This window comes from Planctopirus sp. SH287, from assembly GCF_056500625.1.
Genome location: NZ_CM151403.1, coordinates 3,596,276 through 3,615,833, shown reverse-complemented (window position 1 = coordinate 3,615,833; position 19,558 = coordinate 3,596,276). Strand labels below are relative to the sequence as shown.

The 19,558-nt window shown below is 53.6% G+C and carries 16 protein-coding genes; 6 read left to right on the top strand and 10 right to left on the bottom strand.

Features of this window, described 5'->3' with window-relative positions; translation table 11 throughout:
* Positions 1–68 precede the first annotated feature (68 nt).
* The 3 genes from SH287x_RS13425 (at position 69) to SH287x_RS13415 (ending at position 2,302) form a co-directional block, all read left to right on the top strand.
* Positions 69–482, top strand: coding sequence for a DoxX family protein (locus SH287x_RS13425; RefSeq protein ID WP_479514826.1), 414 nt, complete (start codon positions 69–71; stop codon positions 480–482).
* A gap of 210 nt (positions 483–692) precedes the next feature.
* Positions 693–1,286, top strand: coding sequence for a malonic semialdehyde reductase (locus tag SH287x_RS13420; protein ID WP_479514825.1), 594 nt, complete (start codon positions 693–695; stop codon positions 1,284–1,286).
* Between the two features lie 227 nt (positions 1,287–1,513).
* Positions 1,514–2,302: a DUF480 domain-containing protein gene (locus SH287x_RS13415; RefSeq protein WP_479514824.1), complete on the top strand. Its 789-nt coding sequence runs from the start codon at positions 1,514–1,516 to the stop codon at positions 2,300–2,302.
* A gap of 243 nt (positions 2,303–2,545) precedes the next feature.
* Here the strand turns inward: SH287x_RS13415 and SH287x_RS13410 are convergent, their stop codons facing one another.
* The 5 genes from SH287x_RS13410 to SH287x_RS13390 form a co-directional block, all read right to left on the bottom strand.
* The gene (locus SH287x_RS13410) at positions 2,546–4,534 is read right to left on the bottom strand and encodes a VWA domain-containing protein (protein WP_479514823.1); all 1,989 of its coding nucleotides are present in this window, start codon (positions 4,532–4,534) and stop codon (positions 2,546–2,548) included.
* On the bottom strand, positions 4,531–5,427 hold the full coding sequence (locus SH287x_RS13405; RefSeq protein ID WP_479514822.1) for a DUF58 domain-containing protein: 897 nt from the start codon (positions 5,425–5,427) through the stop codon (positions 4,531–4,533). The genes SH287x_RS13410 and SH287x_RS13405 overlap by 4 nt, the downstream gene beginning before the upstream one ends.
* A gap of 92 nt (positions 5,428–5,519) precedes the next feature.
* Positions 5,520–6,263: a hypothetical protein gene (locus SH287x_RS13400; RefSeq protein ID WP_479514821.1), complete on the bottom strand. Its 744-nt coding sequence runs from the start codon at positions 6,261–6,263 to the stop codon at positions 5,520–5,522.
* A gap of 268 nt (positions 6,264–6,531) precedes the next feature.
* Positions 6,532–8,133: a serine/threonine protein kinase gene (locus SH287x_RS13395; protein WP_479514820.1), complete on the bottom strand. Its 1,602-nt coding sequence runs from the start codon at positions 8,131–8,133 to the stop codon at positions 6,532–6,534.
* A gap of 161 nt (positions 8,134–8,294) precedes the next feature.
* Positions 8,295–8,879 (bottom strand): VOC family protein, encoded by a 585-nt coding sequence (locus SH287x_RS13390; RefSeq protein ID WP_479514819.1) that lies wholly within the window; start codon positions 8,877–8,879, stop codon positions 8,295–8,297.
* Positions 8,880–9,204: 325 nt separating this feature from the next.
* Between SH287x_RS13390 and SH287x_RS13385 the strand changes: the two genes are divergently transcribed.
* Positions 9,205–9,696 (top strand): DinB family protein, encoded by a 492-nt coding sequence (locus SH287x_RS13385; RefSeq protein WP_479514818.1) that lies wholly within the window; start codon positions 9,205–9,207, stop codon positions 9,694–9,696.
* Positions 9,697–10,322: 626 nt separating this feature from the next.
* Here the strand turns inward: SH287x_RS13385 and SH287x_RS13380 are convergent.
* Positions 10,323–11,753 carry a hypothetical protein gene (locus SH287x_RS13380; protein ID WP_479514817.1) on the bottom strand — a complete coding sequence of 477 codons (1,431 nt, stop codon included), beginning with the start codon at positions 11,751–11,753 and terminating at the stop codon, positions 10,323–10,325.
* Between the two features lie 419 nt (positions 11,754–12,172).
* On the opposite strand from SH287x_RS13380, the gene SH287x_RS13375 reads away from it, so the two are divergent.
* Positions 12,173–13,306 (top strand): hypothetical protein, encoded by a 1,134-nt coding sequence (locus SH287x_RS13375; RefSeq protein ID WP_479514816.1) that lies wholly within the window; start codon positions 12,173–12,175, stop codon positions 13,304–13,306.
* 291 nt (positions 13,307–13,597) lie between these two features.
* Here the strand turns inward: SH287x_RS13375 and SH287x_RS13370 are convergent, their stop codons facing one another.
* Positions 13,598–14,068, bottom strand: coding sequence for a hypothetical protein (locus SH287x_RS13370; RefSeq protein ID WP_479514814.1), 471 nt, complete (start codon positions 14,066–14,068; stop codon positions 13,598–13,600).
* 309 nt (positions 14,069–14,377) lie between these two features.
* On the opposite strand from SH287x_RS13370, the gene SH287x_RS13365 reads away from it, so the two are divergent.
* On the top strand, positions 14,378–16,495 hold the full coding sequence (locus SH287x_RS13365) for a hypothetical protein (protein ID WP_479514813.1): 2,118 nt from the start codon (positions 14,378–14,380) through the stop codon (positions 16,493–16,495).
* On the opposite strand, the gene SH287x_RS13360 is transcribed toward SH287x_RS13365, so the two are convergent.
* From SH287x_RS13360 to SH287x_RS13350, 3 genes are all read right to left on the bottom strand, one after another.
* Complete coding sequence (locus SH287x_RS13360; RefSeq protein WP_479514812.1) at positions 16,424–16,984, bottom strand: hypothetical protein; 561 nt, start codon at positions 16,982–16,984, stop codon at positions 16,424–16,426. The two genes, SH287x_RS13365 and SH287x_RS13360, sit on opposite strands and share 72 nt — an antisense overlap.
* A 200-nt stretch (positions 16,985–17,184) precedes the next feature.
* Entirely contained in the window at positions 17,185–17,736 is a 552-nt protein-coding gene (locus tag SH287x_RS13355) for a hypothetical protein (protein WP_479514811.1), read from the bottom strand.
* 214 nt (positions 17,737–17,950) lie between these two features.
* Positions 17,951–19,471, bottom strand: a complete 1,521-nt coding sequence (locus SH287x_RS13350; protein ID WP_479514810.1) for a thioredoxin family protein — start codon at positions 19,469–19,471, stop codon at positions 17,951–17,953.
* Positions 19,472–19,558 lie beyond the last annotated feature (87 nt).

Genomic DNA, 19,558 nt, shown 5'->3' with positions numbered 1-19,558 from the left:
TGTGTGTCATGCCCTGGAGTTCCAGAGGGGATCTTGTTTTCACATTTGAGAGACCGAGAGGAAATTTCATGTTTACCGCTTTTGTTTCGATGATTGGCCGTCTGGCGTTGGTCACAATTTTTCTGCTGAGTGCCTTGGGCAATAAGGTTCCTAACTACACCAAAGTGGCGGCTTATATGGCTTCTGAAGGAGTCCCTGCTGCCAAAATTCTGCTTGGCGTGGCGGTTGTCGTCATGGTTGCGGGGGCATTGTCAGTTCTCGTGGGATACAAGGCGCGACTGGGAGCGTCGATGCTGCTGGTCTTCCTGATCGCTGCGACCTATTTCTTCCACGATTTCTGGACATTCACCGACCCCGCTCGCGCTCAGGGCGAGATGGTTCATTTCCTGAAGAACGTTTCGATCATGGGAGCCATGCTCATGATTATCGCCAACGGCCCCGGTGCTGGCAGCGTGGATCAGGGCCTGTTCCGCCGTAAATAAGACCGTGGCGTTTTCTATGTCCTGGCGCAGTGCAGGTTCAGCACGATGAGAATCTCGCGGTTGCTGAAACGTCACGTTTGACAGGATTCTTTAGCGGGTCTCTCACGTTGAGATCCGTGCAGAATGGCTGACAGCTTTGCAGCGGGCCTTGTCTCTGTGGATTTGGTCGTAGCAAAAAGTTCTTACAATAAGGGTAGAGGTTATTAAATCATGAGCAATGTCTTGAGCGATGAGGGCCTGAATCTGGTCTTTCGTGATGCGAGAACACATTCAAATTGGCTGGATAAGCCAGTGGAAGACGCTTTGCTGAAAGAGGTCTATGATCTGGCTCGTCTGGGGCCGACTTCGGCCAACATGTGCCCGCTTCGCGTGGTGTTTGTGAAGTCAAAAGAGGCCAAGGAGAAGTTGAAGCCTGCTTTGGATGCGGGCAACGTGGAGAAAACCCTGGCGGCACCGGTTACTGCCATCATCGGTATGGATCTTCGCTTCTACGAATATCTGCCGAGGCTGTTCCCTCACACAGATGCCAAGGCCTGGTTCAAAGATCTGCCGGAAACTGTCCTGGAATACCTCGCCTTGCGGAATTCCTCATTGCAGGGTGCTTATTTCATGCTGGCGGCCCGTTCTCTCGGGTTGGATTGCGGCCCCATGTCGGGTTTCAACAATGGCAAAGTGGATGCCGCTTTCTTTGCAGGAACAGCGGTTAAGTCGAACTTCCTTTGCAATCTCGGTTATGGCGATGCCAGCCAACTGCGACCCCGTAATTCCCGGCTTAAATTTCACGAAGCCTGCCAAGTGGTTTAAAGGTTGTGTTGCGGCTTGATCTTGAAGGAGCATTCACCGTAAATCGTCGGCAGGCGTGGGCGCCCCTATTCATGCGGCGAAGAAAATCGGTTGCTTGCAGAACGGTGTTTTGGCAATGTTTTCTGTGACCGTGCCACCGAGATGTGCCAAGCCATGTCTCGGTCATCGTGCGAAGATGGGTTTACTGCGCTGCTCTGTTTTGCCATTGAGAATGAAAGTTGATTGAGATGAACACCTCTGCCGCCGAAGTCTTGCAGCTCAAATCGTTGTCACGTAAACAACGCCGCGTGCTGGGAACATTGGTGGAAAAAGGGATCACCACTCCCGATCAATACCCGCTGACGCTCAAGGGGACGACGACAGGGTGTAATCAGAAGAATAACCGGGAGCCGCTGGCGAATTACGACGAAGATGCCGTCTACCAGACGCTCGATGAATTGCGCGAAATGGGGCTTGTGGCCTTCGTGCAGACCGAGACGGGCCGGACAGAACGCTATCGCCATTACTGCCGTCAGAAGTTGGCCATGACGGAAGCACAATTGGCGATTCTCACCGAGTTGCTGCTGCGTGGCCGCCAGCAACTCGGTGAACTTCGCACACGAGCCGGGCGGATGTGCCCGATTGAATCGCAAGAAGAGTTGCGGCTGCAACTTCAGGGACTGATCGAACGGAATCTGGTTCGAGTCAATGGCGCGCTGGAACGTCGCGGTGTTGAAGTGGATCACAACCTCTATGCACCGGGCGAAAATCACGAATCGATGTCTCGTCTGCCCGACGAAGAGGCCGCACCACCTGTCACAGCTGCCTCTGTCACACCTGCAACAGTCCGCGATCATCGCCCCATGGCCTCACCGGCGATCACGAGTGGAACGATCACCCAAGCTTTTTCCCCGACCCAGGTGGAGCGGTTGGAGCAATCTCACGCAGAATTGCGAAACAGGATTGGTGAGCTGGAACAGCAGCTTTCTTCTTTGAAAGACCTCGTTGATGACCTGCGCCGGCAACTGGGCGTGTGAAGCTCGTTGAGTCGTTGAACATTCTCGGAGGCTATCCGAAATCGCTCAAATCCTTCTTCGGTTGAGGGATCGCTATATGTCCTTCTCCCTGAGGGATCTCTATAAATCCTTCTCCCTTGGGGAGAAGGTGGCCGCAGGCCGGATGAGGGGATTGGTATTGGCTTTGGAAACACGGATGGTTCATCGGCCCTCACCCCGGCCCTCTCCCGCAGGCGGGAGAGGGAGCCTTCACGGAGAGACAACTCAGCGTGAACGAGGTATTTCGGTCATCACCACAGGCTTGTGAACGGGGGGACGCTGGAATATCCACCATTCCCATAACAGGAAGGCCAAAGCGGCCCAGACAAACCATCGCCAGAGAGGCTGCTCCACAGGCAGTCTCTCCTCGGATGCTGAGACCTTGGCTTCGGCAAACTGCAAATCCTCCTGAACACCCAGTGAGGTTTCCAGCGGGCTTTGCATCGCCACACCCACCTGTTTGACCAGCGTGTTTTCTTCAAAGATCTGATAAATACCAGCGACAGGAACAGCGATACCAGAAAGCATCCCCAGGCTATCAGTCACAGCGTCCACTGTGCGGGTTGACAGAGAGCGACCTGCCCGAGGCTGAGCAATTGCCAGATCATTTCCAGCAGACGCCCGGAGATCTTTCGTCACCGGGCCGACCACGCGGTAAGAGGCCATGGGCTTCAGAGCGATAGGCGATAAAACCCCTGTCGGAAACGCTTGAGTTTCGTTGATTCCCGCCTGGGCCATCGCAATTTCAATGGCATTGGCCACCAAAATGGGAAAGCCGACCCGGTAAGGAAGCGTTGAGCGATCAGTGGAGAAAAGGATGTGGTATCGGATCTGACCGCCAGCCGCGCGGGAGAGAATCAATGGCCCATTGATCGCTGTGGCAATGACCTGGTAACCAATGGCCTCAAGACTCTGATCCGACTGACCTTCTGCCAATGTGGGGGCACCACCGATCTGGACATCCTGAAGCTGAACATGCCTCAGTAAGAGATCATTGCGTGACCAATCGGTCACTTCCGCCAGTTTGGCACCTTCCGCCTGACTGCCTTCCTGCAAAAGCGGTTGAAGATCCTCAGGGATCAACCCCACGGTGATCAGAACGCGTGCTTCTTTTTCCATATCAGACTGCTGGTCGGTAATCACCAGATCGATCAAAGGCGGTGTGGGAGTTCCTTCTGTGGGAAAGACAGCCACATGATTCATCGCTGAGAGAGCATGCCGGAACGTGGTCATGGCCAAAGGACAATACACAACCAGCGGGCGAACCTGCGGCGTTACCAGATAAGCGTCATTGTCACTGGAGAGAGCGTCGGTGCCATCCGGTGTCAGTCGCAACGTCACTTCACTGACTTCGGTTGAGGTCGTATGGAAAATCAGCCGCTCAGTAGTTCCTGGAGCAAGTGACAGCGATTCTGAACTGCGCAGTTCACCATTTTCAAAGAACTCGACCTGAGTTAAACCGGAAAAACCACGGGAGGCTTCGACACGGGCAAACACATCCCAGGCGGTGGAAGATCGGCGGGCGTTGAACTCGGTAATGCCGATATTGGCTGGGGCAATGGGAAGCTTCTGAAAGCTGACCCGAAAGGGAAGTTCAAGATCCAGACGTGGCGGAACATTGCCATCACTGAGCAGCACCGCGGTTTCTACGGGCAGAGTTCGCGCTAAGGCCATGGCCATGCGAAACGCGTCTTCCAGTTGACTGGTGGTCTCGGTCGCGGTCAGTTGATCGACTGCCGCACGCAGGACTCGCTGATCATTGGTGAAGTCGGTCAGCCTGCGAGCCGTGTCTGAGGCCGAGATCAGGCTGATCCGTTGATCGGGCATCAGGTTGTCGATCAGTTGCCGGGCTTCCCGCTTCGCCAGTTCAAGCCGCGTGACACCACCGGCCTGTTCAGTCCCTTCCATACTGGCAGAGACATCAATAATCACGGGAAGGTAACGGGCTGCTTGGGTCGATGACGGCAAGAACGGCTGCATTGCCGCAATAATCAGAGCGGCCAGCAACAGCATTTGTGCCAGCAGCAGCAGGTTTCTTTGAAACTTCTGGAAAGGGGAATTCACCCGCGAGTCTTTAATCACCTGTTGCCAAAGTGCCAATGACGACACTTCGACACGCGGCCGCTTCAACTTAAGAAAGTAGAAGATAATCAGAGGGATCAGCAACAGAAAGAACCATGCTGCCGAGATGGCGGCAAACCCTGGCCAGCTCATTGAATCCACCCTTTGCGCCGGAGGGATTCAAACATGATCTGTGAGGCTGAGAGGGCACAATTAAAGGAAAGTGCCCGCCCACCACGCTGCCGGCAAGCGGTTTCCAGATCGCGTTCAAGAGCAACGCGATATTGCTGATAGATCCCCAGCAGATCCCCGCCGGCTGTCACATCGAGTGTGTCGCCAGTTTCTGAATCCACGAAACGGGCATCCTGCTCGAGTGTTGGATCACATTCTTCCGCGGAAAGTAACTGGAGCGCCCAAGGCTCCAAGCCTGCACCATACAGGCGGCTCATCGCACGGTCGATCCGGCCCAAGGTGAGAAAATCAGACAGGCAGATCACCACGCCACGACCTGCATGCTGGCGAAGTGCCGCATCGATTGTGTAATCAATTTCGGCGTCGCCACCGGGAGTCAGATTTTCCAGGAACTCAAACAGTTTGCGAAAGGATGTTTTCCCCTTCATTCGTTTCATCTGGTGAGTGGCTTCATTGCGGCTCCCCAAGGCAAAAATGGAAACCGGCTCCATGTTCATCAGCCCCATGACGCCAAAGAGAGCTGCCAGTTGTCTGGCTCGTTCAAACTTCTCGCCAAATTTCATGGAAGCTGAAGCATCAATGATCAGCACAATGTGCATTTCTTCTTCATGGCGGTAGAGCTTCACATAAGGCCGGTGAAGTCGGGCAAAGATATTCCAGTCGACATAGCGGGTGTCGTCGCCGGGGCTGTAATCGCGAAAGTCCTCGAACTCGGTGCTGGCTCCTCCCCGCCCTGCGAGATGCTCACCTCGCATCCGGTTGGTTTTGCGAAAGCGGGGGGCCAACCGCAGCTTTTCGGCTTTTGACAGCACACTGTTTTCCAGCAGCAATGTCAGTTGTTTCGCGGTGGTCATCGGTCGTGAATTTCCGCGAGAAGTGAGTCAAATCGTTTGAGAAACCGGAGAACTCTGTGAGCACAGCATCCTGAAAAAAACGTCACGCCCCATCAGCGGGCATCAATGGCCTGTTGAATGGGTTTCAGAATCTGTTCCACAACACATCGCTCCATGAGTTCTTCGCTGACGCTTCTCAATTGTCGGAAGGTTTGCTCATAACTGGACGAGAGATCCAGGCTGCCGTATTGACGAATGGTGAAGTAGACACTGATGTTATCATCACCAAATTCCCCACGCCGCACCTGATGAGCACTGGTGCGGGTTTCGACGCTCAATCGGGCTTGCCGACGGCACGTTTCATCAAGTACCACGGTCATGCTGGGCTGGTAGCTCAGAGGCTGCGATCCGGGGATTGCCAACATTCCTTCAAATGCCGGGCCAGGACTGAGCACTTCCGCCAACAGGGCATCATGATTGCCGCGGTAAGCAAAATCGAAGCCCAGCGTATAATCAAGTGCTTCGCAATCGAGCGGTGAAACAGACAGCATGTAAGGAGCCAGTTGTAACATCAGTTCATGCTGGCTGGCGGCTTCATCCAGACTTTCCGGATTGATAAAACCACTGGAAATGCGCTTCGCCTCGACTGCAACCCATCGCTGATGGTTGTTGTCTTTTTCTTCTTCAAGGATGAAGTCTTTCCCCTCCCGCGAATGAAAGCTGCGCATGGACGGGAAGGCTTTTTGGATCCGTTCAAAAAAGCCCAATACGGTTTCGCGACCGGAAGGCAGCGGCATTTCCGTATGCAGATTCAGATTGGCGTAGAAGTCGTCCGCCAGATTGGCATACGCGTGCATGCGAACTCCTTCGATCAGGGGTGTCTGGGCCTCAGGAACACAGTCACAAAATTGACCTGCTGCCTTGAGGCATACCGGCGTCACTCACAAATTCAGCAAAATCATTCTATCGCTGAAGGAAGTGTGGGTCAAAGAGCGACCTGTCACAGGCCCGCTATGTTTTGCGAATGTATTGTCCCTCAGAAGTGTAGCGTTCTGGCGGAGTAAAAACCCATTCCTTTCAGGACAAATGGCGTACATACGGCGCCACACCGAACCGGAAACGGGTCTAATCAGCCGAGTTCTTTTCCTCCTCGCCATCATTGATTGACGAGCTTTTCTCTGTCAGACGTTGGCGAGCCTGACGAACCTGCGCCTCCAACTCCTGATTTCCCGAATAGAGAGTCAGGATACTGTTCCACAAGGTGCGAGCCTCGATCACTTTTCCTTTAGTCGCCAGATCGTCGGCTTTGGCCAGCGATTGCTCTATCATCTGCACGCGGTCGACCGGATCACCACCAGTGGCATTGATTTCCGCCACGCGTTGACGAGCCAGCATCACATAAGGCCTGTCCTGCACCCGATCGCTCAACAGGTTGATCATGCTTTCATATTTTTCCAGAGCCGTAATTCGATCACCGAATTTCTCATAACCATCCGCTTCGATGTAGAGTCGCTCAGCTTCCGAGCCGGGATCACGCCCTCTTTGCGCGTTGGTGCGTGCCCGCCGTTCGGCTTGGTGCATCTCCACTTTATCAACATATTCCTGCACGGCCTCTGCATGTTTCCCTTCAGGGAATTTTGCCTGGAGAGGTTTCAGATAGAGATCGTAGGCATCACCCCAATCGGTTGGCTTGTCACTCTTCATCATGGCTTCTGCCTTGGCGAAAAGTTGAGCTTCCGAAGCCGGCCAGAAAGGAATGGTGGCAAGAAACAAGAGACCGACCAATGCCGCTCCGAGAAACCAGGCCTGCTCATAAAACGGAGCACTGGCGCCGGCTTTCTTTTTCTTCTTTTTTTTCTTGGGTTCTACCGGTGTGGAAGCCACAACGGGCTGACTGACCGGACGGGTCAATTGCTCCAGAATCTGTTCAATAGAAACTTGCACCGCCAGCGCATCAAAGGGCCGTTCGTCCGGCTCTTTTTCAAGCAGACGCAAGATCAGATCTTCAACAGGCTGTGGGCAATCAGGTGCCAGCGATGTCGGACGTGGGGGTTCGTCCTGCAAGTGCATGATCAACATTTCACCGGCGTTATTCCCCTGAAAGGGAGTCTCTCCAGTGATCATCTCGAACATCACGCAGCCCAGGGCATACAGATCCGTTCGCCGATCAACGGGGGGCTTTCCACGAATCTGTTCGGGAGCCATGTAAGAATACGTTCCCACAGTGCGGCCAGCGGCCGTCAATGCGGTGGCAGTCGTATCCCGGGCAATCCCAAAGTCCGTGAGCTTCAGGACTCCCTCTTTATTACGGAGCAGATTCGCTGGCTTCAGATCCCGATGAATGACCCCCGCTTCATGAGAATGCTCCAGCGCCTTGGCAATTTGTAACGCAATCTGCAGGACTTCAACGGCAGGAAGTTTCCCCTTCTCCTTGAGATAGGTCTCCATCGACCCACCCTGGACAAGTTCCATGGCATAGAATCGCTGCGTCCCAAGTTTTCCACCGCCGTAATACCGGACGATATGGGGATGTTGCAGTTTTTTGAGAATCGCGACTTCTCGCTCAAACCGCTTCTGAAGTGACTCGGCCTGACTCAAATCTGGCGAAAGAATCTTAATAGCCACGGGGGCGCCGGTCTTCGTATAGGTGGCACGATAGACAATCCCCATGCCACCAACACCCAGGCGGTCTCCCAATTCAAATGGTCCAATCATCCGCCCGGCCATGAGACGCTTTCTGTCGACAGGTTTCGCCCAGAGAATCTTCGTTCAAATCAGCCGCAGCCCGGTGCAACAAGTCTGCCCGGTACACCACATGTGCCCGGTGCCCCAAGTGTTCAATGTGCCCCAACTGTAAGTGTGTCAGTGGAGATCATCGACTGAAAAACTTAGGGCTTGTAGGGGCCAACCAGTTCAACCAGATTGCCGTCTGGATCGCGAACATTGCAAAGGGCAATCCCTTCAGGAAAGCCAGCCGGCAAATGCTTGGGTGACTTGGCAATCGGCTTCACGTTGGCTTGTTTGAGTGTTTCCAGAGCAGCATTCACGTCATTGACATGAATCGTCAGATAGCGAATCCCATACGCCGACTGGATGTAAGACTGATCGACCCGCATCCCGGGAGCTTGTGGAACATGAATCAGTTTGAGCTTGGTGGCGTTTGGCCCTTCACCCAGCGTCAGCACGCGAACCGTCAGCGGATGCTTGTCTGAAAGTCCCACGTCAGCACTGTATTTGGCATCGACTGTGAAGCCGGGCAACTCTTTGAATCCAATCGCCTTCGTATAAAAATCGACGGACGCATCGATGTTACTGACACACAATCCGACATCAATCACCGGCGATGAGAACGCTGCTGGTTGAGCCACGCTTTTTTCTCCTTCAGGTGCAGCCAGTGCCAACGTCAGGAATGACGCCGTCACACTAAAAACAACACTACAACCACACCCGATCCAGAGCGTCGATCGATTCATGAATGTAAACCTTCATTGTCTATTCAGAACGTGATTGCGGGAAAATGGCTGCCTCTCATGAATGGCGCAGCAGTCACGGGCCATGATTACCCCATTGATCTTCATGCCCATGCCCCACATGATTGTGCCTTGTCAGTGGAGATGAAGCAATTCGCAGCCTGATCACATCGCTGCAAACCCGTGTTTTCTCTGGCAGGAATTCTCTTGGAAAAGCTGATTCTGAAAAGGCGAATTGACTTCGCGATTTTCAGGAATCTGATGGCTGTCATCCTTTCGCAAAGATCATTGTGCTGCTTTCCTTCCCTTCAAAAAACGAGCAAACGCCATGTACGCCAGAGAACTCCACCTGTACGGCAATAACTGGAAGTTCTTGCAGGAATTCGTGGTCGGCATATCGACAGAGCAATCGCAGGAACAGCCTTATTCCGGGATGAATACGGCCTATTGGATTGTCGGGCATCTGGCGATCTCGACCGACTATGCCCGCAGTTTGCTGGGAACTGACATGAAATGCCCGCAATCGTGGCATCAAAGTTTTGGCCCCGGCTCGAAACCCGGAGTGATGCACGGGCCTCCCGCTCCACTGGAAGAGTTATTGGCCGCCGTGGGTGAAGGGCATCGTGACGTGTCTGCTCTGCTTCCTACAACCAACGAGCATTGGGCCGCTCAACCTCACCCGGTTGAGTTCCTGATTGAAAACTATCCCACCACGGGCGATTTGATGGCGCACCTGCTCACCACTCACGAGGCGTTCCATCTGGGGCAATTGAGCGCCTGGCGACGCATCAAAGGATTCCCGCCGATCTCCATGGGTTAAGAGCCTGTTCGAGTAAGCTCCCTTTCCCGCTTGCGGGAGAGGGCTGGGGTGAGGGCCGATGAACCATCAGTGTTCCCAAAGCCTGTAGTGCCATGCTTGCGCCTCTGAACTGTCTTTTATACACAACTTTTTCGCCACCTGAACCGCACCACGAAATTGACATGGGTGGCCCAGGTTGCTTTGCAACCTGGGCGGCAGAGTCGTAGGAGGTTGTCTCCAGGAGGCGTTAATGAAACAGAGGGGTTCTGGCTGGCCCGCGACGCACGACCGATGACCAGTTCGGTGGTCATTTCGTGCCATTTCCCTGCCTGCGGTAAGAAATGTTCATTCACCACTTCTGTCTACGCGAGGCAGATCATCTTTTGTTTGACCGGGTATGGTCTCGTCGGATTGACTCAAGCTGCGACCTCTCACCGGCTTTGCCGGCCCAGGTTGCAAAGCAACCTGGGCTACCCTCGCTTGGCGAGCCTGCCAGCAAATGCTCAAGAAAACTTGTGTATAAAAGACAGATCAGAGCCGTGAGCATGGCACGCAGAGTCTTGAATTTCCCAATCAACAACCTGTCAGAACAGAGTGGTCGTACCACTTTCAGGGATGAAAAGAAAAGCATCACCAGCGGGCGGAAATCAGCGATAGAACTGTGTCCGCATCGTTGAAGTCGATGAGCTACCCGTCCGATTGCGCGACGAACTTCCCGTTGTGGCCAGCGTGGACGCCGATTCCGCAGGACGTGGTGGAAGATGGGCCAGCCGCGGGCGGAACATCACGATCAACATGACCGGCAGATACCACAGCACATAGATCCCTCCTTCGTGAGGATACCAGAACTGCGTGGCCACAATAATCGCGGCCGAGTGTGCCATGAGGTGTTCCAGATTTTTGCGAATCGGCCAGATGGTAATGACCGTGAGCATGATGACGAAGCCAGCAAAAACGGGAATGCGGTAAGACTGGTCGTATTGTCCCCAAAAGCCTTTGCCGGCTCCTGAATCAAACTTCAGAACGGCCCAGTCGATCGAACCGACAATCTGTCGCGTCAGCGAGTGAGAATCGGCTGCCGTCATCATCAGGCAAATAAGCATCACACAGGCAACAGCCCCCAAAGCCAGCGAGAACCGGGCGGCTCCCCGCTTCCAGTAGAACGCAATCCAGACTGGCAGCAGAAAGATCGCAAAGAACAACGATCCACACGCCAGCCCCAAAAGGACACCAGCAATACTGGGTTTTTTATAACAGGCAAAAGCCCAGACAATCAGAGCCGCAGGAAGCAGATGCGTCACTTTGTTCACATCGTAGGCCGTGACCGGTAGCAACAGGTAAAGCGTTGCCATCGCCAGCCCTAAGCGGGTGTCACTGAAGTGCCAGCGACCAACTGCGATCAATCCCAGGCAAGTCGCCAGATGAGCGAGAATCGCCAGCACACGTGTTGTCCATATTGTGACGCCACCTGTGATCCGCACGATCGGTGTGGCAAGTAGCATTCCCGCAGGGCCGGATTCAATCGGCTTGCTGGACTCGTCGGCTGCTTCCAGGCGATTTTCAACCTCACGAGATTCACCAGTTGTCGCCTGTGCCACCTCTTCATCAGAGGTTTTGGCGTCACTGGAAATACGTTCTGGTAAAATCGTTAACGTTGTTCCATCTTGCCTTCTCAATAAGTCATCGGCCCTGCGAGCCGTCTCAACGACTGCCGCATGAGGCTCCTGCGTCATTACTTTGGTGACCTGAAAAGCCAAAGCGGACACGCAGAGAAAGGCCATTCCCGAAGCGTTCAGGTTCTGCTCCAGCCTCGGACGCCGCGTGAAAAAACCATCGGCCAGTAATCGGACAAGAATGGCGCCCGTGACGACAAACAGCCAGGCGTATCCAAAGGCAGACGACGTTTCCGAATATCTGACCAGCAAAAGCCCTGGCGAAAGCGCAAGGAGCAACGCCAGATCGAGATTGCGCAGTGACCAGACCCGATTAAATTTGAAAAAGACAGCAAGAATCAACAGCAACGACAGGTAAAACCATGTCGGCGCGTTGACCTCGTAGCCTTTAAGAATCGCTTCCATCCCAATTCTCCTCGTGGACTCATCGTCCGCGCGTGAGACAAGGGTTGCATAAAACATCTTGAGGGCCTATTTCCTCACCATGTTCCAATAACGGCAAGTCTGCCTGAAGGAATCGAATGATCCCCTGTCGGCAACTTGCGTGACCGAAAACATCTGGCCAAGGCCCACTCAATAATGCCTTACTCATATGGCCGCCCGAAGACGAACATGCTGACCCATTAGCCTGATGAAAATTGACTCCCCAGCCGAATTTCATCAAGCAACCTACTCAGTAGGATACGGTTTTAAAGACAAACCGCAACTCCTGTTCAAAAAACCACAGCAAACGAAATGCCAGTTTGTGTCATTTTTTGTCGTTTTTACCATTGATCCCATGCCGCGCTATGATCGGCAAATGGTGAACTCGTGTTAGCCCTTCAATGACATGGAAACAACAAGCACTGGAGATTCCTCTGGCCATCATGTCCGACACTTCCACGAAACAGTCACGTTTTCTTCCTCATTCCGCAGCATCGGCGAACTGGACGGGAAGCCGTAATTCCAGCCGGGAATTGTGGTCAGATGCTGCGATTGCCCTCTATTTCCCCGACCCCTGGCTGCAAGTCCTTGCACAATGTGGGAATTGGAAATCGACGGAATTCGGCTTTGAAGTTCCTCCTTCGGCCTGGGCAGCGGTTCATCCCGGCACAGCGTGCGCGATGGAGTATGGCGTCTCTCTGACGCCGACTTTCTCAGCCATTAACCCGAAAAACAAGGCCGCAGATTCCACAGTCTCCCCAGATTTGCCCTCTTGGGAATCCTGGAGTCGCTGGCTGCTGGAGATCATGCAATTGGCACAGATTGCCCGAAACTCGGGCGAAACCAGTCAGCCGCAGATCTTTGCCGTCCCATTACCTCTTGAAAACGACTTACAAAAAGTCGCGTCCCCAGAAGATTTCTGGGGCGTTCCCACTCTGGTCAGCCCCGCCGATTGGCCTGCTCTCTGTCACGCAGGAGTTGTGTCGCCGCAGTGTGGGGGGTCGCAAAATGTTTCAACTGATCAACAAATGGCATTCCAATCAACAAACGGAGCGATCCAGCGGATCAAAGAACACATTGACAGCACTTCCGTCAAAACAAAACAGCATTTCATAACACTGACAGCCATAAAAGCGGGCTGGCTGGAGATGCTTGGCTTTCCCGAGGAGAGTCACCAGATGAGTCAGTCAATTGAAGGGGAAGGAAACCCCAGAAGTGGAGACTACTGGCATGCGATTCATCATCGTCGAGAACCAGACGCCAGCAATGCCATGTACTGGTTTCGGCGTGTGGGGCAACATCCTGTCTTGAATCGGATGGATTTGCTTCTCAAAACGTTACGACACACCCGCTCCGCAGCCGAGATCGCTTCCTTACCAGAACAATGGACACCTCAGGAGATGATTCGCTATCTGGAACGCTGCTCTGGTTCCTCTGGTCAAATCTCCGGACATCCAGCCGGTGAGGCCATCGGAAAGTTTCTGCAATGGCAGGAAATGGCCCTGCTGCTCTCCACGTCGGCTGCCAACCCCTGATCGTGGTACGCCACCTGCCCCAAAAGTTGACTCATACGCATTTCAATTGGAAATAGCGCTCTCTGTGTCATACTTGCGGCTTTGAGGCAAGCATGCTTTTGAGATCATCAACACGCCATTTCAAGTTGCGATTCGTATTAACGCTCAGTTTCAGAGCTTCAAGGCATTCAACAAAAGAAACTCGCGTGCTCCGACAAAAGCCAGAGCACGCGAGTGAATGTCTTACATTTTTTGAGGATACAGAGAGCCTGGCACGGCGCTCGGCGGAAAAAACCTTGGAATTAAGGGCGACTATTCGTCGTCGTCCTCTTCCTCCTCTTCTTCTTCCTCGTCTTCTTCCTCTTCCTCAATCTCTTCTTCGAGTTCTTCTTCGTCCTCGAGTTCGAGTTCTTCCAGAGCAGCAGCCTGTTCGGGATCTTCCGAAACGGCCAAAGCTCCCGAAGCCACTGGGGCACCATCACCAATCAGCTCTTTAACAGGCTGAAGGAAATAGAGCTTTTTCGACTTCTGACGAAGGGCTTCCAGTCGCTCTTCGGCTTCTGTCAGTTGATCGTAAGGGAACCGGGCTTCTTCTTTCATGCTGCCATTGAAAACAACCCAGATAAGCCGCTTACGGGCCTGAACTTTTTCCTTAACCTTACGGGCACGTGGCGTAGCGGCCTTCTTTGTAGCACGCTTCTTGGGGGTGGCGGAGGTTTCATCAATACCTCGAGCTTCGGCAGCTTCCGCCATCCGACGCTGATCCAAACGACGACCGGCCATTGAGATAAACTCCAAGATTGCAAGACGTTACGTGCCGTGACCGGAAAGGATTACCCCACGATTCAGTCACTCTGAATTTGCCAGTGTAACGCGTCGCCACTTCTGATTCCATCGTTCACGAACGAACTCACAACGAAATGCTACCCGGATGACACGTCCCCGCTGGATAAATGGGTGGTTTGCGATAAATGAACCCGGGCTGACGAATGGTCACGAAATTCCAATAGGATGGCGCGCCTCTTTGACTCAACTGCTTAACCATCTCGGCTCGATTTCACGAGTGGACGAGTTACGCGAAGGAGTCGCAAGATGTATTCCACACCCCATTATCACAATGTCTCCGGGAAGTTTCCCGCACCTGCGACACAGCAGGAGAATCGCCCTTCCTGGTTTGTCAAATTTTTGGCTGGCACATTGGTGCTGACTGGCCTTTTCATGCCAGTCCCCGGTCTGTCCGTTCTCGGCATGGCAGTTCCCACTGCAGAAGCCGGGATCTGGCCGTGGGGGAAAAAGAAAGAACCGTCAGCCCTTAAAGACAAACCTCAAACGCCCCCTCCCAGCACTGATCACTTAACAAACGGCATTCGGAACCTGCTCCTCGATGCCCATGCGGCTTACCAGAAAGGGGATCTCGAAACAGCCCTGAGGTTGGCCCAAAGAGCCGAGAAACTGGCGACCGCATCATCACAAGTGAACGGCAAAGAGCTGGAAATTCAGGGCATCGCCTCTCGATTTGTGGCAGAGATCAGCCAGCAACTGGAAGCGAAACAAGCCAGCACCGCAAAGGCCGCAACATCCAAACCGGTGACGGCCAATACCGCGAATGCCAAATCCGAAGCCGACGGTTCAAAAACGGCAGCGGTAACACCAAAGCCTCCCGTCGTTGCCAAGAAAGATCCTGTAAAGCCAGAACCTCCTGAAGCCAGCCCGGCTGCTCAGTCGGCACCGGTCGTTGCCAAGGTTCAACCAGAAACTCCCGAGTGGTATCAACAGTCTCCACCGAACGAAAAGAAGTCTCTCACTCCCGCAATGGATAGCGACCAGGGACTGCGTGAAGGAAGCCTTCTCCTTCAATCAACCGACCCGATATTAACATCGCCCCAGACAAAAACGTCTCCGACAACAACCGCCTTCCAATCAACCGCCCTCCAATCAACCGGCAAGCAAACAGTCTCAGCGTCACCCTCAACCACCGAGAAAGCCGCACCGACGTCGATTGCCGCTTCTATAAGGTCACCGGCTGACATTCAAAACTCGCAGCCACCGAAAGAATTCTCCGCAGATCTTCTCCATGGGGCCACTGAAGAGGATCTGACAGATGCTCCCCTGTTTGAAGCCGCCCCTGTCGTTCAACGTTCGATGGCTTCAGCCTCTGCTGGCGTCGCTGACCGGCGTTCAAGCCAGATCAGTCCAGCGAACGATCAACAAGAACAGCACCTGGCAGAACGTCAATCAACAGCCACGACGCACCAGAAGAAAAGTCACCAGCAAAGTGACCTCTCCTCACCAGAAACCGATTGGTCAACATGGGCGAGAGAGCCTCATCCGCTCGCCGCCGTTGAATCGGCCCAGCATAAACCAGAGGGTCGCGTTCAGATTGCCGACACCTTCTCCCGGGACGAATTTGACTCAGGTAAAGCACAAAAACAGACACCAGCGTTAACCGGTGAAGCTTCAAAATTATCTGAAGCGCCTGCCAGCCAGGTTCCCACACTGGCGCAGGTCGTGGGAGAACCCCAACTTCTGGGTTGGCGGGAAATTGCTCCGGTCGACATCAATCAGCCAGCACGCATGACACCCCTGCTGCGCATGCAGGTCGAGCAGGCAGCGGCAGCCACACGGGATTTGCGTTCTCGCATTCTCTCTGAGCACAAAGAGACTCAGTCACAAGTGCCATCCGAAGGTTCTTCCCCAGAGGGAAAAATTGAACTCGCATCACGCACACTCGTAACCCTCGAAGCAACAACCGCAAACATTCCACCGGAAAATGATGCATATTCCCTGTTGCGGACACTTGAAGGAGCCTCACCAGTCCCGGCAACAGCACCTCAGATTATGCCGCCAGGATCCACTGCTCAGCAGATCACTGCCCAACAGCTTCCTGTTCCGCAACCTGCCGAGCCTCAGCAGCTGAAGGTGACATCTTCAACTTCTCTCTCTGAAACACTTCCCTCAACCGGTTGGGTTTCCGTGATTCAGACGGAAACCACCATGAAGCGCAGCCCGACTGAAAACCAGGAATTGGCGAAGGCTGAGAAAACGGCTCCCCTCAGCGACATGAGCTTCACGGAATGGTTCCGCAGCCTTGCCGTCCGGATTCGATGGGGATTGTGCGCCGCGGCGGTTTTTGTCTTCTCAAGCTTGTGGTGGTACAGCGGCACGACCGCGCGAGCGAGCCGCAAGCTGAGCCTCAGCGAAACCCGTTGAAGAGGATACTCGCCGGGCATCTTCCAGCGATCGGGCAAATCGGTCGCACCAGGGGATGCCCGAAAGCCGCAAGGTCTTTGGTTCGGTATTGGTCTCAATCACCAGATCGGCTGCACGAAAGTAAGGCGAGTAGGTCTCTGCATCAATCCGGATCTCGCGAATCTGCTCCCAACACAATTCCGTCAGGCAAGCTTGGGTTAACGCATTTTCGACCCGGATCCCCCCCGTGGTGAGGGTGTATCTCTCACCACGAACTTTCACCCAGAAATATAACCCCACAGCCAGGGGTGCTGTCGGAAGCGAAAAAATCAGGTACGACAACCTGATCCGGGGGGCAACATAAGGGAGCGATTCATACAGCGTTCCCAGAATTCGCCCCAACCCCGTGGTAGCAATGGAAGGATAAACCGTTTCCAGTGCCATGTTCTCTCCCTTGATAGAATCACTGAGGGAACCGACCTTGGGAGGGATAGTCAATGCGGCGTTCATGAGAACTCGTTTCGAGACCCGGTTAAGAGAGGCTTCAAACGCGATACTGAATCGCTCCACAGACCGGATAACAAATGGGCTGGAAAATCGATCGTTCCCAGTGTGGATCGTTTCTAGTGTCGGTCATTCCCTCAGCGCCGGCAAGGGTGAATCACTCTGAACCAATGTGATGCCCCGTCAGTTACTGTGAATCCAGGCAATTATCGCTTTCCGACAGGGGGAGGAGCCAGCCTTAAAGGGGCGGAAACGATCCTCTCCAGTCGCTGAATCAATGACTCTGGAGTCTTGGGAACGTCTGATTCAGGTGTGCTCCACCGGTCAAGTCGCCAACGTCCTGCCACCAACTGCTCCAGAATCTCATTCAGCCAGCCCTGCGTCTGCTGGAGCCATGCTTGAAGCTCAAGGGCATTGAGATCATGCCGCAGAAGCACCGTCGCCTCAGCTTCGCGCCGCCGCTGAAGTCGGGCGAGTGTCCCCCCTTGAGAGCGGTAAAGATCCGGCTCGTCATAGGCCCGGCGAACAGCATTCGTTTCATCAAACTGAACCATTCGTGACTGATCGCCATAAACGGACAACCAACCATTTGAGCGTTCACCCAGTATGATTTCCCGGCAGAAACGCTCTACATACGGCAAAGCCTTGTTTTCTGAAAAAAACTCAGGGGGTGGATCAACACGAACCCAATGCCCACGCGTGACCAGCGAGACAGCTTCGGCAAACAGATCCTCGCGATCATGTTCTTGCTTAGCCATTCTCCATCACCCACTCGATCCTTGTGTGCCGTGTCTTTTGTAAACCAGCGCCAGCCAATCCACTTGCTTACCAATAGCTGAAAACCAAACGAACGAGCAACACATCCTCGTCGCCCCAAGTCCCGATAGGGGCTTTTTAGAGACGGCCAAACAAGTACGAACGAGACTGGTGCTAGTTGAAAGCCTTCACCTCAGTTCGTTTCCGGACTCCCCATTATCTTTCCGCCCGCTTCAGCATTTCCGTTCTGGCCGGCCCTTCTTTCGCGAGGCTGGCCAGGTGAAGCAGTGCGTCTTTTTGGGAGCCTTTGGCAAGTTCCCAAAGAGGTTTCATCCGAGATTGGCTTTCATCGTCGGCATTCTCCCGAGAGAAAACATCCTTGAGCGAAGCAATGATCTCATCCGCTTTCTGATCGGCTCCATCAGCCCGATAACAGATGGCGGCGTTGAGCTTGTTCGTCAGAATATCTGCTTCTTTTTTCTCAAATGATGCGACCTTCAACAGCAGTTGCGCCCGCTGATCAAGGTTTCCTCCCGAGCGGGCAGAGGCCAGATTGCCAAAATATGCCGCCTTGTGGACAAACAAAGAATCTGGAGCCGCACTCTGGAAAACCAGTTCGGCATATTCGATGACGGCCTGATCCTGACCCGCGTAGAAAAGCTCCATCACCGCAATGGTGCGAAAATCGCTCACAGGGTCGGGCGAATTGATCTGATCCTTCACCGCTTCATAAAAAGCCTGCAAAACAGGTATCCCCTCATCGACTCGCCCCAGTCGAAAGAGTTGCTTGGCCTGGAAATCCAATGACATCGACTTCTCCAGCGAAGTGGCCCAGGGGGCATCGTGAAATTCACGGGCCACTTTAAGAGACTCTTCATATCGTCCCGCATGCGATAAATACGCGCTATACATCGGCACAAGAAACTGCAGATGCGAGGGATGAGTTTCGGCCGCCGGCAATTGGGATTCCAGATATGCCACAGCAGCCGCAGCGCCTCCCTTCTTAGCACGGAGAGCTTTGTTAAACCCCTCTTTGAGAAGATTGAGATCCCTGAGTTCAACCATATTTTTCTGTATGGCCAGCCATTTGTCATGACGCTCTTGATCGTCCTGACTGATCACCAGCAGACGATCCAGATGCGGCTGCCAGTAATCGCCCAGCAAAGAAAGTGGCAGCTTCGAGAGGAACTCTTCCAGAAGCAATGAATCCATGATCTGGTCGGTTTTTCCCAGCTTTTGAATCCTGGTATAGCACTCCCCCGCAGCAATCATCTGTTGCAAATTGCGAGTCGCTTTCGGCTTATCTCCGCCGTAACCTTCGATCTTGCCATACGGAAATTCATTCCACGAACAGGCGACTAACGTCGGATAAGACGACGCATTGAATCGATCGCAGAGCTGTTCGTTCTGTTCTATTAACTCGGCCGGCAAGCTCGTTTTTCGCGGCATATCAACAAGAATGGGGATGAAGTGCTCCTCAATGGTCTTCACCGTCTCAGGGTCATGCAGAACCTGCGCTTCAAGTTTTTTACAGTAAACGCACCAGTCTGAACCGGTAAAAAACAGCAACAGTCCCCGCCCGGATTTTTCACTTTCCACCTGGGCAGTTTTGTAATCGGTTCGCCACCGGATTGTGGCTGGATTTTCCTTTTCAACCGCAGCCTTCTCATTGGCAAAACTGAGATAGGGAAGCACGATCAAGGCGGCAAAACTGACGATCTGAACAAATCGCATCATGTTCGTGGCAAGCCTGTCATATCAGGGGAATGGAGGTGGTCGATAACCTGGGAAAAGTGATCTCGCCGATCATTCTGAGGAATGGCT

What these genes read in the sequence shown, in the direction of transcription:
- SH287x_RS13425 (WP_479514826.1), top strand. Translation starts at nt 69, where the DNA reads ATGTTTACCGCTTTTGTTTCGATGATTGGCCGTCTGGCGTTGGTCACA.
- SH287x_RS13420 (WP_479514825.1), top strand. Translation starts at nt 693, where the DNA reads ATGAGCAATGTCTTGAGCGATGAGGGCCTGAATCTGGTCTTTCGTGAT.
- SH287x_RS13415 (WP_479514824.1), top strand. Translation starts at nt 1,514, where the DNA reads ATGAACACCTCTGCCGCCGAAGTCTTGCAGCTCAAATCGTTGTCACGT.
- SH287x_RS13410 (WP_479514823.1), bottom strand. Translation starts at nt 4,534, where the DNA reads ATGAGCTGGCCAGGGTTTGCCGCCATCTCGGCAGCATGGTTCTTTCTG.
- SH287x_RS13405 (WP_479514822.1), bottom strand. Translation starts at nt 5,427, where the DNA reads ATGACCACCGCGAAACAACTGACATTGCTGCTGGAAAACAGTGTGCTG.
- SH287x_RS13400 (WP_479514821.1), bottom strand. Translation starts at nt 6,263, where the DNA reads ATGCACGCGTATGCCAATCTGGCGGACGACTTCTACGCCAATCTGAAT.
- SH287x_RS13395 (WP_479514820.1), bottom strand. Translation starts at nt 8,133, where the DNA reads ATGGCCGGGCGGATGATTGGACCATTTGAATTGGGAGACCGCCTGGGT.
- SH287x_RS13390 (WP_479514819.1), bottom strand. Translation starts at nt 8,879, where the DNA reads ATGAATCGATCGACGCTCTGGATCGGGTGTGGTTGTAGTGTTGTTTTT.
- SH287x_RS13385 (WP_479514818.1), top strand. Translation starts at nt 9,205, where the DNA reads ATGTACGCCAGAGAACTCCACCTGTACGGCAATAACTGGAAGTTCTTG.
- SH287x_RS13380 (WP_479514817.1), bottom strand. Translation starts at nt 11,753, where the DNA reads ATGGAAGCGATTCTTAAAGGCTACGAGGTCAACGCGCCGACATGGTTT.
- SH287x_RS13375 (WP_479514816.1), top strand. Translation starts at nt 12,173, where the DNA reads ATGACATGGAAACAACAAGCACTGGAGATTCCTCTGGCCATCATGTCC.
- SH287x_RS13370 (WP_479514814.1), bottom strand. Translation starts at nt 14,068, where the DNA reads ATGGCCGGTCGTCGTTTGGATCAGCGTCGGATGGCGGAAGCTGCCGAA.
- SH287x_RS13365 (WP_479514813.1), top strand. Translation starts at nt 14,378, where the DNA reads ATGTATTCCACACCCCATTATCACAATGTCTCCGGGAAGTTTCCCGCA.
- SH287x_RS13360 (WP_479514812.1), bottom strand. Translation starts at nt 16,984, where the DNA reads ATGAACGCCGCATTGACTATCCCTCCCAAGGTCGGTTCCCTCAGTGAT.
- SH287x_RS13355 (WP_479514811.1), bottom strand. Translation starts at nt 17,736, where the DNA reads ATGGCTAAGCAAGAACATGATCGCGAGGATCTGTTTGCCGAAGCTGTC.
- SH287x_RS13350 (WP_479514810.1), bottom strand. Translation starts at nt 19,471, where the DNA reads ATGATGCGATTTGTTCAGATCGTCAGTTTTGCCGCCTTGATCGTGCTT.